The organism is Liquorilactobacillus satsumensis (assembly GCF_964065465.1).
GTDB classification, from domain to species: Bacteria; Bacillota; Bacilli; order Lactobacillales; family Lactobacillaceae; genus Liquorilactobacillus; species Liquorilactobacillus satsumensis.
On the sequence record NZ_OZ061606.1, the window covers coordinates 613260 to 627307 of the forward strand.

The 14048-nt window shown below is 40.1% G+C and carries 14 protein-coding genes; 4 read left to right on the forward strand and 10 right to left on the reverse strand.

All coding sequences use genetic code 11. The annotated features are described in order from the left end of the window. Positions 1-60 precede the first annotated feature (60 nt). Positions 61-621, forward strand: a complete 561-nt coding sequence (locus AB3Y88_RS02870; protein WP_228887814.1) for a TIGR01440 family protein — start codon at positions 61-63, stop codon at positions 619-621. 590 nt (positions 622-1211) lie between these two features. On the opposite strand, the gene tsaE is transcribed toward AB3Y88_RS02870, so the two are convergent. The 3 genes from tsaE to AB3Y88_RS02885 are packed head-to-tail and all read right to left on the reverse strand — an operon-like array spanning position 1212 to position 3416. Further along, complete coding sequence (gene tsaE / locus AB3Y88_RS02875; RefSeq protein WP_054756675.1) at positions 1212-1700, reverse strand: tRNA (adenosine(37)-N6)-threonylcarbamoyltransferase complex ATPase subunit type 1 TsaE; 489 nt, start codon at positions 1698-1700, stop codon at positions 1212-1214. A gap of 20 nt (positions 1701-1720) precedes the next feature. After that, positions 1721-2701, reverse strand: coding sequence for a phosphate acetyltransferase (gene pta / locus AB3Y88_RS02880; protein ID WP_056960163.1), 981 nt, complete (start codon positions 2699-2701; stop codon positions 1721-1723). Then, positions 2688-3416: a uracil-DNA glycosylase gene (locus tag AB3Y88_RS02885; RefSeq protein WP_228887815.1), complete on the reverse strand. Its 729-nt coding sequence runs from the start codon at positions 3414-3416 to the stop codon at positions 2688-2690. The genes pta and AB3Y88_RS02885 overlap by 14 nt, the downstream gene beginning before the upstream one ends. A 163-nt stretch (positions 3417-3579) precedes the next feature. Here AB3Y88_RS02885 and AB3Y88_RS02890 point away from each other — a divergent pair, with 163 nt between their 5' ends. The 3 genes from AB3Y88_RS02890 to AB3Y88_RS02900 are packed head-to-tail and all read left to right on the forward strand — an operon-like array spanning position 3580 to position 5580. Continuing rightward, the gene (locus AB3Y88_RS02890) at positions 3580-4446 is read left to right on the forward strand and encodes a Cof-type HAD-IIB family hydrolase (RefSeq protein WP_054756671.1); all 867 of its coding nucleotides are present in this window, start codon (positions 3580-3582) and stop codon (positions 4444-4446) included. Positions 4447-4475: 29 nt separating this feature from the next. After that, positions 4476-4991: an LURP-one-related/scramblase family protein gene (locus AB3Y88_RS02895; RefSeq protein ID WP_056960167.1), complete on the forward strand. Its 516-nt coding sequence runs from the start codon at positions 4476-4478 to the stop codon at positions 4989-4991. A gap of 22 nt (positions 4992-5013) precedes the next feature. Continuing rightward, positions 5014-5580, forward strand: coding sequence for a GNAT family N-acetyltransferase (locus tag AB3Y88_RS02900; protein WP_054756667.1), 567 nt, complete (start codon positions 5014-5016; stop codon positions 5578-5580). Positions 5581-5941: 361 nt separating this feature from the next. Here AB3Y88_RS02900 and smpB read toward each other — a convergent pair whose 3' ends face one another. The 7 genes from smpB to gap all read right to left on the reverse strand — a co-directional run bounded on the left by smpB (position 5942) and on the right by gap (position 14002). After that, on the reverse strand, positions 5942-6412 hold the full coding sequence (gene smpB, locus AB3Y88_RS02905; RefSeq protein ID WP_054756666.1) for an SsrA-binding protein SmpB: 471 nt from the start codon (positions 6410-6412) through the stop codon (positions 5942-5944). 24 nt (positions 6413-6436) lie between these two features. After that, positions 6437-8779 (reverse strand): ribonuclease R, encoded by a 2343-nt coding sequence (gene rnr, locus AB3Y88_RS02910; RefSeq protein WP_228887816.1) that lies wholly within the window; start codon positions 8777-8779, stop codon positions 6437-6439. A gap of 105 nt (positions 8780-8884) precedes the next feature. After that, on the reverse strand, positions 8885-9121 hold the full coding sequence (gene secG, locus AB3Y88_RS02915; protein WP_054756662.1) for a preprotein translocase subunit SecG: 237 nt from the start codon (positions 9119-9121) through the stop codon (positions 8885-8887). Between the two features lie 348 nt (positions 9122-9469). Then, positions 9470-10795, reverse strand: coding sequence for a phosphopyruvate hydratase (eno, locus tag AB3Y88_RS02920; RefSeq protein ID WP_054756660.1), 1326 nt, complete (start codon positions 10793-10795; stop codon positions 9470-9472). A 100-nt stretch (positions 10796-10895) separates the two neighbouring features. Then, on the reverse strand, positions 10896-11651 hold the full coding sequence (tpiA, locus tag AB3Y88_RS02925; protein WP_056960171.1) for a triose-phosphate isomerase: 756 nt from the start codon (positions 11649-11651) through the stop codon (positions 10896-10898). Positions 11652-11694: 43 nt separating this feature from the next. Next, positions 11695-12885: a phosphoglycerate kinase gene (pgk, locus tag AB3Y88_RS02930; protein WP_056960173.1), complete on the reverse strand. Its 1191-nt coding sequence runs from the start codon at positions 12883-12885 to the stop codon at positions 11695-11697. 103 nt (positions 12886-12988) lie between these two features. Beyond that, positions 12989-14002, reverse strand: a complete 1014-nt coding sequence (gene gap, locus AB3Y88_RS02935) for a type I glyceraldehyde-3-phosphate dehydrogenase (RefSeq protein ID WP_054756656.1) — start codon at positions 14000-14002, stop codon at positions 12989-12991. Positions 14003-14048 lie beyond the last annotated feature (46 nt).

Consider the following 14048-nt stretch of genomic DNA (forward strand, 5'->3'; position numbering starts at 1 on the left):
ACAATTAAAACCACGCGTTATAATAATAGCAATTACTGTTCCATCAGGGAGGAATCCACAGTGACGCCAGATTTAGTTGAAATTGAAAAACGTGTCCGCACAGGTCTGAATGAACTGCTTGCGACTGCACACTTAGAACCAGGTGATCTTTTTGTCCTTGGATGCAGTACTAGTGAAATTCAAGGTAACAAAATCGGTCAAAATTCCAATCTTGCAATTGGAAGAACTATCATTAAAACAGTGCTTGCCGTTTTACACCCGTTACAAATTAATTTAGCAGTTCAAGGCTGTGAGCACTTAAACCGGGCTTTGGTAGTTGAAAAAGATGTTGCCAAAAGAGCCGGCTTTGAAATTGTAACGGTCTTTCCTGCACTTCATGCCGGCGGAGCTGCACAAATTGCAGCTTTTGAAAATTTTAAAGAACCAGTTGAAGTTGAACATATTATCGCACAAGCTGGGATGGATATTGGAGACACTGCAATTGGCATGCATGTTAAATTTGTCCAAATTCCAGTTAGAACAAGTATCAAAGAAATTGGCAGTGCACACACTACTTATTTGAGAAGTCGACCTAAATTGATTGGCGGACAACGTGCCAAATATGAGTGGCCTACCATCTAGTAGGAAAAAGCCAAAAACTAGTAAACAAAACGAGAGTGTGACATAAGTCGGGAAAATTTGAGTACTAACTCGAAATTACGAACATAGCGAGTATTTTGCGATGAGTAATTCGAAGTTAGACGGAGAATTTTGACTTATGGAACACGTTTAGCCGGAATAAAAGAGAGAGTGTGACATAAGTCGGGAAAATTTGAGTACTAACTCGAAATTACGAACATAGCGATTACTTTGCTATGAGTAATTCGAAGTTAGACGGAGAATTTTGACTTATGGAACACGTTTAGCCGGAATAAAAGAGAGAGTGTGACATAAGTCGGGAAAATTTGAGTGCTAACTCGAAATTACGAACATAGCGAGTACTTTGCGATGAGTAATTCGAGGTTAGACGGAGAATTTTGACTTATGGAAAACGTTTAGCCGGAATAAAAAAGGGCTGTGACAAAATTTAACTTTTGTCACAGTCCCTTTTATTGCAACTAAACGTGTTTCAGCAATTAAATTTTACTTTTCTAAGGTGTCTTCCCACTTCATTTAATAAATTTTGCAAAAAATCCTCTAATAAGCAGCTAAAAAAGTGCTCTCAACAAATCTTAGCTAGGCTTAATTCCATTTTTAGCAGCTACTTTAGCTAACTGCTGACACTCTGCTACAAAATGAGCACCTATGGGAATGAATTCTAACAAACGCTTCTCAGTGTTCCTTTTTGACTTGTTTATCTTGATCGTCAGCCGCTCAGCCGGAAGATCTTCCGCTACAAATTGTGGCCATTCTACAACACTCACACCTGTACCATTAAAATATTCTTCTAACCCCAGGTCAGCGCCGCCTACTCCTTCTAAACGATAAACATCCATATGATAAAGCGGCAGCCTCCCTTGGTGATATTCTTTAATAAGGTTAAAAGTTGGACTTTTTACATTGCCATGAATCCCTAAACCAGCAGCAAACCCTTTAGTAAAAGTTGTCTTTCCTGCACCCAAATCGCCCTCTAATAAAATAACATCGCCAGCAGTCACAAAACTTGCTAAAAGCTGTGCCAGCTTAGCGGTTTCTGCAGAACTTTCAACAACAAATTCCACGAAGTCTTCCTCCTTATTGTTTAAGCGCCTGTAGCTTGCAATGCAGTGATAATTGCAACTTTGTAAACATCCTCTTCAACTGCACCACGTGAAAGATCAGAAATTGGTTTATTAAGTCCCTGCAAAATCGGTCCAATGGCCTCGAAGCCCCCGAAACGCTGCGCAATCTTATAGCCAATATTGCCTGATTGTAGTTCCGGAAAGACAAACACATTTGCATGTCCCGCAACTTCAGAATCCGGTGCCTTCTTTCGAGCCACTGTTTCAACGAAAGCCGCATCAAACTGTAGCTCTCCATCAATTTTTTCCATTGGAGCTGCAGCGTGAGCAATCTTTGTGGCTTCAGCTACCTTGGTAACTGTCTCTGCCTTAGCGGAACCTTTAGTCGAAAAGCTCAGTAGTGCAACTCGCGGATCAATATCAAATAAACGCGCTGTGGCAGCACTAGAAACCGCTATTTCAGCCAATTCTTGTGCATTTGGTTCAATATTGATTGCACAATCAGCGAAAAGATAACGTTCAGTGCCCTTGGTCATAATAAAAGCTCCGCTTGTCCTTGAGACTCCTGGGCGTGTTTTAATAATCTGCAAAGCTGGTCTGACAGTATCTCCCGTAGGATGCACCGCTCCTGAAACCAAACCATCTGCTATCCCTAAATAAACCAGCATAGTTCCGAAATAATTGACATCTTGCAGCAACTTACGCGCTTGTTCAGCCGTATTTTTACCCTTTCTACGTTCCACAAATGCACTCACCATTTCCTCAAACTTAGCGGTTGGATAAGTTGCTGGGTCAAGAACTTTTAAGGTTGCTGGTAGTTCTTGTGTAACTCCTGCGAGCTGTTTGATCGCTGCAGTCTTGCCTAAAACTATTGGTTCAATGATTCCATCTGTTGCCAAACGCACGGCGGCTTTAACAATCCGTTCATCGTTTCCTTCAGGGAAAACAATTTTTTTACCGGTTCCTTTGACTTTTGCAATTAAACTCTCAAATAACTCCATTTTGTCGACCTCCATCATTATTAAGCTCAGCAGCAGCTACATGTTCAGGTAGTTGCCAATCAATCGGTTGCTCTCCCATTGCAGTCAAGGCTGCATTAGTCTTCGAAAAGGGACGTGAACCAAAAAAACCACGATGCGCTGATAAGGGACTAGGGTGTGCTGAACTTAAAACCACATTTCTTTTTTCATCTATCAGCTTGATCTTATCCTGTGCAGAACGCCCCCAAAGAATAAAAACCACTGGTTCCGTTCGCGCTGACAAACTGGAAATGGCCTTATCAGTCAATTGTTCCCAGCCCTTTCCACGATGAGAAAAAGCTTGTCCATTTCTGACAGTTAAAACCGTATTAAGTAATAAAACTCCTTGTTTAGCCCATTTTTCTAAGTAGCCATGTGTTACCGGTTTAATGCCTAAATCAGCTTGCAGTTCTTTATAGATATTAACTAAAGACGGTGGCAATTTAACTCCTGGTAAAACCGAAAAACTGCAGCCATGTGCTTGATGTGGACCATGGTAAGGGTCCTGCCCAAGAATGCAGACTTTAACCTCGGAAAAAGGCGTCCATTCAAAAGCTTGAAAAATATGATACATATCTGGATAAATTTGCTTTGTCGTATATTCCTTTTTTAAAAAAGCGTGCAGTCTTTTATAATATTCTTTCTCAAATTCTGGACCTAAAACAGCTTGCCAATCATTATGAATAAGCGTTTTCATCTTCGACACCTCGTTTGTATTCTACCATATTTAATACTAAAATTTTCGTTTTTTTGCACATTTCCTTTTCATTTTGATAAAGAGCAGGTTCAGACTAAAAAAAAAAAAAATTTCATGGTAAGATGGAGGTAAATTTAAGCTGAAATTGGAGGAAACACACATTATGATTCAAATTATCGCATCAGATATGGATGGTACCTTACTCAACGACCACATGGTTATTTCCGAAAAAAATGCGGCCGCTATCAAAAAAGCACAGGCAGCTGGCGTCAAATTTGTTGTCTCGACTGGTCGTGGCTACACTGAGGTCAAACCATTAGTCAAAGATGCAGGTTTCAACTGCCCGATGATTACTTTAAACGGTGCGCAAGTTTTTGATGAATCCGGTAAACTAATTACTGCAGCGCCTATCCATGATCAGCTTTCAACCAAAATAATTCGTTTTCTCAAACAACAAAATCTTTATTTTGAAATTGTCGCGTCGAAAGGAATTTTTTCAGACAATAAAGCCAAACGAATTGAAAACTTTGCGGAACTTCTGACACGCGTCAGTCCGGAGACACCCTATAAGCTAGCAGTCTCGATGGCTGCTGCACGTCTTGAATTGATGAACATCAATTATATCGATGACTATGCCAAGTTAGTTGAAGATCCTCACACAAGAATTTTCAAAATTGTGGCTTTCAGCAATGAAGGTCACCAGGTCCTTGACCCAATTAAAAAAGAATTAGAAAAGTTCGATGCCCTCATTATCACCTCTTCTTCAAGTTCCAATATCGAAATTAATCATGTAAACGCACAAAAGGGTGCTGCTTTGCAGGCTTACGCTGACAGTTTAAATGTTCCCATGGACAATGTCATGGCAATTGGTGACAATAATAATGATCTTTCGATGTTGAAACTGGCAGGTGTCAGTTATGCGATGGGCAATGCAATTACTGAAGTAAAAAAAGTTGCTAAGCGCCTCACCACTTCCAATACTGAAGATGGAGTAGGCCATGCAATTGAGGAAGTGCTCAAAGAAGACTAGCAGGAAGGTTTTTTAAAGGAGGTGGCAATTTGCGTAGATTATACGCCCATAAATACCGGCTCGGAGCGCTGGGCGCAACTAAAATTACTAATGAATTTCAGCAAAATATTTATTTAGTTGTCGGCAAATGGGGACGGCATCAGGACGTGCTTTCGGTATATGCTATCTCGGGGGAATTATTAGCAGAAATCAAGCAACGTGGCTTTGGCATCTTCCCACGTTTTGAACTTTTCTCCCATCAACAACACGTCGGAACTTTACGGCGTTACCATCTCGGCAGAAAAGACGTTTTGCTGGTAAAAAAATTGAACTGGATTATTCTAGGCGACTTTTCAACTTATCGCTATAACATATATAGCGGCAAAGAACATTTAATGTCTTTGCGAGAAGTTGCTTTACCACGTGGAGATTACTTAGAGCTTGCTGTTAAAAATACAGAAGATGAAGCACTTTGTCTGTGTATTGTTGCCATTCTCGATTATTTTGCTCATTCTGCTCACCGAAAAAAGAATCCTTTTCTTATTCCGCGTGCCAAGTTCGATTAAAGACACTACTAAGGAGTTAAAAATGCTAATTAGACAAGCCACAGCAGCAGATGCTGCTCAAATTGTACCGCTTTTCAATCTTATTTTAGAAGAAATGGAGCTTCCTGCACTCCAAAAACTCTCACGTGCAACTCTTAACCGTGCGATTCAAAAAGCCTTTGCATCTGAAACGTATCGAACCAGCAAAGCTCAGACTCTCGTGGCCGAAGTCGATGAACGCGTAGCAGGGTTTGCATTTGGTTATCCAGATGAAAACGAAGAGGCTGTAAATCAAAAATTGCTTGCTATTTTCCCACAAGTTGGCTTTCCAGCTGGAACTGTCTTATTTGAAGATGATGAATGCTTTAAAAATGAATGGTATCTTGATTCCATTGCAGTTTCTCCTTCATTTCAAGGAAAGGGAATTGGAACTCAACTACTTAAGGCCCTGCCACAAATCGCGCGCCAAAATAATAAAAAGTGCCTTGGCTTGAACGTTGATTGGGCCAATCCTAATGCTGCTGCTTTATACAAGCGGCATGGCTTCCAAAAGGTAGGGACTACAATCTTGAGCCAGCATCATTACGACCATCTCCAAAAAGAAGTTTGATTTTCCTAACTACGCTATTTAAGTTCGCTCAAATGTTTACTTGATCAGCAAAACACTGCTCACAACATGCGGACAATGAGCTTCGCTAGGGGCTGTGACAAAAGTTAAATTTTGTCGCAGCCCCTCTTTTGTTCCGGATAAACGTGTGACATAAGTCAAAATTTTCCGACTTATGTCACACTCTCTTTTGTTTGTCATCTTTTTTAACACATTCAGCCTGCATTGTTTAAATTGAAGCACCTCTATTTAAACAATGCAATTTTGGCAAAAAAAAACAGCTAGCTCTTAATTGCCAACCGCCTTTTAAAATCACTAAATAATGTGATTAGCGGTATTCGCAAAAAAAGCACTGTTCTTAAAACTAGTCGAAATTTTTTAATGTGCGCTGAATTTGACGTTCCTGATCTTTACGTTTAATAGTCTCGCGCTTATCGTAATCGCGCTTACCTTTTCCAACACCTAGTAGCACCTTTGCAAAGCCCTGCTTAAGATAAACTTTCAAAGGGACTAACGTAATTCCCTTATCACTGACCTGTTTAGCCAACTGCGCAATTTCTTTTTTATGCAATAATAATTTTCGATTGCGCAAAGGATCATGATTAAACTGATTTCCCTGTGCATAAGGTGAAATATGCACATTCAGTAACCAAACCTCACCATTGCGAATTTGAGCAAACCCATCTTTTAAATTAATTCGCCGCGCTCTGATTGACTTAATCTCAGTTCCAGTTAAAACCATCCCAGCCTCAAAAGTTGCGATAATTGAGTAATCATGACGCGCCTTTTTATTTTGCGCTAACGGCTGAGCATGTTGCGGTTTTGTCTTTGCCATCCTTAAACACCTCCTATTTAAGGGTTAACGATGGTTTTTAAATTTTTCTTTGAACGGCCGATAACCCTTGGTATGGTTCTTTTTATTAAAAGCAGTTTTTCCTTTTTTATTGTCATAGTGACCTCGATTGCGCTGTTCACCATTGCGTCCATGAGAATTGAAACCACTCTTGGCTAATAAATCAGACTTTGGTGTATTTTCAGGATGTAACAGTGTAAAATTAATTTCCTTTTGATCGACATTAACACTGACAACTTTGATTCTGATTGGCTGTCCGATACGATAAGTCCGCTTGGTGCGTTTACCGACCAACACCATCTGTTTTTCTAGATATTCGTAGTAGTCATCCTTCATTTCACTGATGTGAATTAAGCCTTCAACTGTATTAGGTAAGGCCACAAACATTCCAAACTTGGTAACCGAGCTGACAACAGCATCAAATTCTTCACCAATGTGATCTGCCATGTATTCAGCCTTTTTCATTGCATCCGTGTCGCGTTCTGCATCAATCGCTCTTCTTTCCATTTGCGAACTATGCAGTGCAATTTCTGGAATGTCCTGCTTAACAGTCTCTTGTGTTTCTTCTGAAATTCCATTTTTCTTATAGAAGCGGATTAAACGATGGACCATCAAATCAGGATAACGTCTGATTGGCGAGGTAAAGTGCGTATAGTCATCAGCACCTAACCCAAAATGTCCGAGAGGCTGGTCTGCATACTTAGCCTGTTGCATTGAACGTAAAAGCATCGTTGAAACCATTGCTTCTTCAGGTTTGCCTGCTACTTTTTTCAAAATTGTCTGCAACAATTTAGGCTTCACATCATGACTACTCCCTGCAACCTGGATTCCCAGACTTGAGAGGGCCTCAAAGAAATTCAGCATTTTCTCAGCTTTAGGGGTTTCATGAATTCGATAAATGAAAGGCACCTTCAAATGATTGAAATGCGCAGCTACTGTCTCATTTGCAGCCAACATAAAGGATTCAATCAACCGCTCACCTGTCCCACGTTCCCGTAGTTGAATGTCAGTTGGGTGACCTTTTTCGTCGACAATGATTTTAGCCTCTGTATCTTCAAACTCAATTGCACCACGTCGTTTGCGCATTTTCACCAAAATTTTATGCAATTCACCCATTGTCTCAAACATTGGCACAAGACTCGCATAGCGTTTCATTGTTTTTTCATCATGTGCTTCGAGTATCTTATTGATCGCAACATATGTCATTCTTTCAGTCGACTTGATTACACTTGGGAAAATTCGATGATTTATAATATTTCCCTCATGGTCAATTTCCATTTCACAACTCATCGCCAGTCGTTCAACTTGCGGATTAAGTGAACAAATGCCATTTGACAGCTTATGCGGCAACATTGGCACCACTCTGTCCGTCAGATAAACCGACGTGCCACGTTCATAAGCCTCTCGATTCAAAGCCGTTCCAGGTGTAACATAATGCGAAACATCGGCAATGTGCACCCCTAAATGGTAATTACCATTTTCAAGCTGCCACACATTCACTGCGTCATCTAAATCCTTGGATTCAATGCTATCAATGGTCACAAGCTGCTGTGCAGTCAGATCCTCTCGCCCTTCTTTTTCAGCAGCAGTGACATGATCTGGAATTTGAGCAGCCTCTTCCATTACATCATCTGGAAAGGCAGTAGGGATATTATGTTGATAAACAATTTGTAAAATATCAATTCCTGGATCATTAACATTCCCAATAATTTTTTTGGCAACGCCCTTGAGAATTCCTGGGAGATGCGGATCTGGATAAGCTGTAATGTCCGCCAGGATGACTTCACCTGGGACAGGATTGAGGCCCTTATCTTCCAGTAAGAACGTATAATGCGAGAGCTTACGGTCCTTAATGGCAACTGCTCCGATAATTCCTTCAGGATAATTTTCCTCAGGGTCGACTTTAAACTCACCCACAACCTGTTCAAGCGCATGCTTTAGGATTTGAGTGATTTTCCCTTCTGGTCCTCTGCCAAGCCTTTCATCAGCGGCATGCAGCATTGCAACCTCAACTTCATCGCCGTTTAAAGCCGACATCGTCTGTGTAGGGTTAATGAAAAAGTCAGGTGATTCCGCATCGACCGTCACAAAACCATAACCGCGCTCATTAGCATGGAAGACTCCTTCAAATTTAGGAAGGGAGTCATCTTTAGCAATCGTGAATGCTCCATTTTGATTCAAGGTAATCAGCTTTTTCTGCTCTAATTGTGCTAAATTTTGGACTACAGCCTTAAACTGAACTGCACTTTTCATTCTTAAAGTATCTACTAATTCGCGCACTGAAAAATCGCGATCAGGTGCGTCTTTTAATATGCCTAATAATTTTTCTTTAATTTTAGTATTTTCCATTCGATTCCTCATTCGATTAATTGATTATCAACTGCTTGTTTGCTTCAGACTCCTTAAAGTAAAAACCCCCTGATCAAAGCATGCAGGAGGCAGTCACTTCTAATACTAATGCGATGAAAGGTAAACCAAAGCCAGTGAAAGTGCAAAGAAAATGATCCCCAAGATCGCAGTTACTTTCTGCATGAAAGCCTCAAAGCCACGAGGTTTCTGCTTGTTGAATAGATCGGCTGCCCCGCCGGACAGTGCAGTTGACGCATTATCATTTTTTGCTGGCTGCATCATTACCGCAATGATGATCAAAATGGAGACAATCATCAAAACTGTCAAAAGTAAATTATACAAACTCCTACCTCCTTGTCGTCGGACACTCTATATCTATTATAATGTAGCATAAATGAAATTCTATTTCCAGTTCTATAAAATATTATAATATATCTTACACCTTGAAAAAACCCAAAATACTGGATAGCAACTAAAAATTGCGACACTTTTCAATATCAAAAAGGAACCAAGGCACTTAGTACTTTGCCTTGGTTCCTTCATTTATTTGCAATCGCATCATTAGAAGCGTAACTCAACCACACTCACACCATCGCTCAGCCTAAAGATTTAGACAAAGTCGAAATAAATGCACAAATAATCAAGCTGACCTCCAAAAAATTGACTGTAAATAACAATAATTTACTTGAATTACTTGCTTTCGATTTCTTCGCGAGCTTGTTCACTCAAGTTGTAGAATGACTGAATTCCCTTATATTGGGCAACAGTCTTTCCTAATTGGTCTTCAATTCTCATTAACTGGTTGTACTTAGCAATACGATCAGTCCGGCTCATAGAACCAGTCTTAATTTGTCCTGCATTTGTAGCAACAACCAAGTCTGCAATTGTTGTATCTTCAGTTTCGCCTGAACGATGTGAAACGATTGCTGTATAGCCAGCTTCTTTAGCCATTTCGATTGCTTCAACAGTTTCTGTCAATGTACCGATTTGGTTAACCTTGATCAGGATTGAGTTAGCTGCACCCATCTTAATACCCTTCTTCAGGTATTGTGTGTTTGTAACGAAGAAGTCATCACCAACTAATTGAACTTTTTTGCCAAGTTTGTCTGTAATGATCTTCCAGTCATCCCAGTTGTTTTCATCGATCGGATCTTCGATTGAAATGATTGGGTATTTAACTGTCAAGCCTTCAAGATAATCGATGAATTCTTCAGTTGTGAATTCTTCACCAGTTGACCAACGCAGCTTATACTTGCCAGTTTCGTTGTCCCATAATTCTGAGGAAGCAACATCAATTGCAATGGCAATTTCTTTACCTGGTTTGTAACCAGCAGCTTCAATAGCTTCGATCAAGAATTGTAATGGTTCTTCGTTGTTAGCAAAGTCCGGTGCAAAACCACCTTCGTCACCAACAGAAGTAACTTTACCAGCATCGCCCAAAAGCTTTTTCAAGTTATGGAATGTTTCAGAACCCATGCGGATAGCTTCTTTGACAGAAGATGCACCAACAGGCATGATCATGAACTCTTGGAAGTCAACCTTGTTATCAGAATGTGCACCACCATTGATAACGTTCATCATAGGTGTTGGAAGAACATGTGCGTTGAAACCGCCTAAGTAGTTGTACAAAGGAACTTGCAATTCGTCAGCAGCAGCACGTGCAGCAGCAATTGAAACAGCTAAAATAGCATTTGCACCAAGCTTACCTTTGTTTGGTGTACCGTCTAAAGCAATCATTGCCTTATCGATAGCAACTTGATCTGTTACTTCATAGCCAACGATTTCTTTTGCGATTACATCATTTACATTAGCAACAGCTTTGGTAACACCCTTGCCCATATAACGTGATTTGTCGCCGTCACGTAATTCAACAGCTTCATGTTCACCAGTAGAAGCACCTGAAGGAACAATTCCACGGCCAAAAGCACCTGCTTCTGTGTAAACTTCTGCTTCAACTGTTGGGTTGCCACGTGAATCTAAGACTTCGCGTGCATAGATCTCTGTAATACTAGACATAATTTACTCTCCTTTGAGTTTTAGATTGACTTGAGTTTGACCTCAAACTTATTTTAAAGGTTTTACCGATAACTTTCAATTATCTCTTTAACAAATCTGATTATTTGTTGAAGTTAACTAATTGAAGGTATGATTCTGGAACTAATGAAGCTCCACCAACCAGACCACCATCAATATTTTCCTTAGCCATTAACTCTTTAACATTTGCTGGTTTAACAGAACCACCATATTGGATACGCACTTTTTCTGCAACTGTTTCATCATAAAGCTTTGCAACCGTCTTACGTACAACGCCACAAATTTCTTCTGCTTGATCTGCAGAAGCTGTTTTACCAGTTCCAATTGCCCAGATTGGTTCATAAGCAATTACAAGACTTGAAACTTGAGCAGCACTTAAATCTTTAAGTGCAGCAGTTACCTGTCTTTCAACCCATTCTTCTGCCTTATTAGCTTCACGAGTTTCAAGTGATTCGCCACAGCAGATAATTGGAAGTAAACCGTTTCTAAAGATTGCATGTGCTTTTTTATTAATCTCTTCATCGGTTTCATGGAAATAATCTCTACGTTCCGAATGACCGATTACAACGTAATCAACACCCATTTCTTTTAAAACTTTAGGTGAAGTTTCGCCAGTAAATGCACCTGCATCTTCAAAGTAACAGTTTTCAGCAGCCACTTTTAAGTTTGAGCCTTTTGCATTTTCTAACAATGCTGGGAGATCAACTGCTGGAGCAGCAATAACTGCTTCAACTTTGGTTGTTTCAGGAAGATCATTTTTAACAGCTTTAACGAATTCAGCAGTTTGTTCTGGGTTCATGTTCATTTTCCAGTTACCTGCAATAATTGGAGTACGCACTCATATCATCCTCTCAATGGTAATCTATTTTAAATAGTCTGAACTACTTTTCTGAAACTGCAGCAATGCCGGGAAGTGTTTTTCCTTCAAGATATTCAAGTGAAGCACCACCACCGGTTGAAATGTGGGTCAATTGATCAGCAACCCCTAATTGTTGAACAGCAGCTGTAGAATCACCACCACCAACGATAGTTGTTGCGTCTTTCAAGGTTCCAAGGAACTTACCAACTTCCAGTGTGCCCTTAGCGTAATTGCTCATTTCAAAGACACCCATTGGTCCATTCCAAACAACAGTCTTAGCATCTTTCAAAACATTTTCGAATAATGCTACAGATTTAGGCCCGATATCAAGCGCCATGTAACCATCAGGAATATCTTCGTCAACAACCTTGTTAGGAACATCGTTAGCAAATTTTTCTGCAACAACTGAATCAACAGGCAGAACTAACTTGTCGCCAGCTTTTTCAATAATTTCTTTAGCCAATTCGATCTTATCTTTTTCAACTAAAGAATTACCAATCTTGATGCCCTTTGCAGCGTAGAATGTATAAGTCATCCCACCACCGATGATGATTTTGTCAGCTTTGCCAAGTAAATGATCAATGACACCAATCTTGTCAGAAACTTTTGCACCACCAAGAATCGCAACAAATGGATGAACAGGATTGTCAACTGCATTTCCCAAGAATTTGATTTCTTTTTCAAGTAAGAAGCCAGCTGCAGCTTGTCCAATATTGCTTGCAATTCCAACGTTTGAAGCATGTGAACGGTGTGCAGTTCCGAAAGCATCGTTTACAAACACATCACCAAGAGAAGCCCAGTACTTGCCTAATTCAGGATCGTTACCAGATTCCTTCTTACCATCTAAATCTTCAAAACGTGTATTTTCAACAAGTAAAATATCGCCGTCGCTCAGCTTGTCAATTGCTTCTTCAAGCTGTGTACCATGGGTAGCAGGTACAAAAGTAACTGGTTTTTTGATTAAATCAGCTAAACGTTCTGCAACTGGACGCAAGGAAAGTTCCTGCTTGTCTTCTTCTTTTTTAACACGGCCAAGATGTGAGAATAAGATTGCCTTGCCACCGTTTTCCGTTACATACTTAATTGTAGGCAATGCAGCCACAATCCGGTTATCGTTTCCGATCACACCGTTTTTAATAGGAACATTAAAGTCTACACGAATTAGAACTTTTTTACCTTTTACATCTAAATCTGAAACAGTTAATTTAGTCATGAATGGTAATCCTCCATTTTTTAAAAATAAAAGGCGAAGAGAGTATTGCCTCCCCCCGCCTCGATGACTTACAATTGCTTATCAACTTAGCGTCAGCTAAATCTTAAAGTAAGCTAGCAAATTTTTCCAGTGTACGGATCATTTGTGCAGTAAAGCCAGATTCGTTGTCATACCAAGCAACAGTCTTAACAACTTGTCCTTCACCCTTACCAACAACTTGTGTTTGTGTAGGGTCAAATACTGAACCAAATGTTGTTCCGATAACGTCTGAAGAAACAATGCCATCATTGTTGTAACCGAATGATGCGTTACCTTCTGTAACTTTCTTAACAGCTTCGTTAACTTCGTCAGCAGTAACTTCTTTGTTAAGAGTTGTAACTAATTCTGTTAATGAACCTGTGATAACTGGTACACGTTGTGCATGGCCATCCAATTTACCCTTCAATTCTGGAACAACTAAGCCGATAGCTTTAGCAGCACCTGTTGAATGAGGAATTGTGTTTTCAGCAGCAGCACGTGCGTTACGAACGTTACCCTTACGATCTGGGCCATCTTGCAACTTCTGTGTAGCTGTGTAAGCATGGATTGTTGTCATTGTTCCAGCTTTGATACCAAATGCATCGTTAACAGCTTTTGCTAAAGGAGCCAAGCAGTTTGTTGTGCATGAAGCAGCAGAAACGATCTTGTCATCAGCAGTGATTTCTTCATCGTTAACACCATAAACAATTGTCTTCAGGTTGCCAGCTGGTGCAGAAATCAAAACTTTTTTAGCGCCGGCTTCGATATGTGCTGAAGCCTTTTCTTCTGAAGTATAGAAACCAGTTGATTCAAGAACTAATTCAACACCATCGTTCTTAACCCAAGGAATGTTATGTGCATCTGCTTCAGCATATACAGGAATTTCTTTGCCATTAACAACAAGTGCGTTGTCTGTAGCAGAGACTTCAGCATCGAAGCGACCATGAGCTGTATCATACTTCAAAAGATGTGCCAACATAGCTGGAGAAGTTAAGTCGTTGATAGCAACAACTTCCAAACCTTCTGAAGTTTCAGCAATACGACGGAATGCTAAACGACCGATACGGCCAAAACCATTAATACCTACTTTAGTAGTCATACTAAAATTTCCTCCTTTAGGAAATAAAAATTTATTTTAAAAAGTG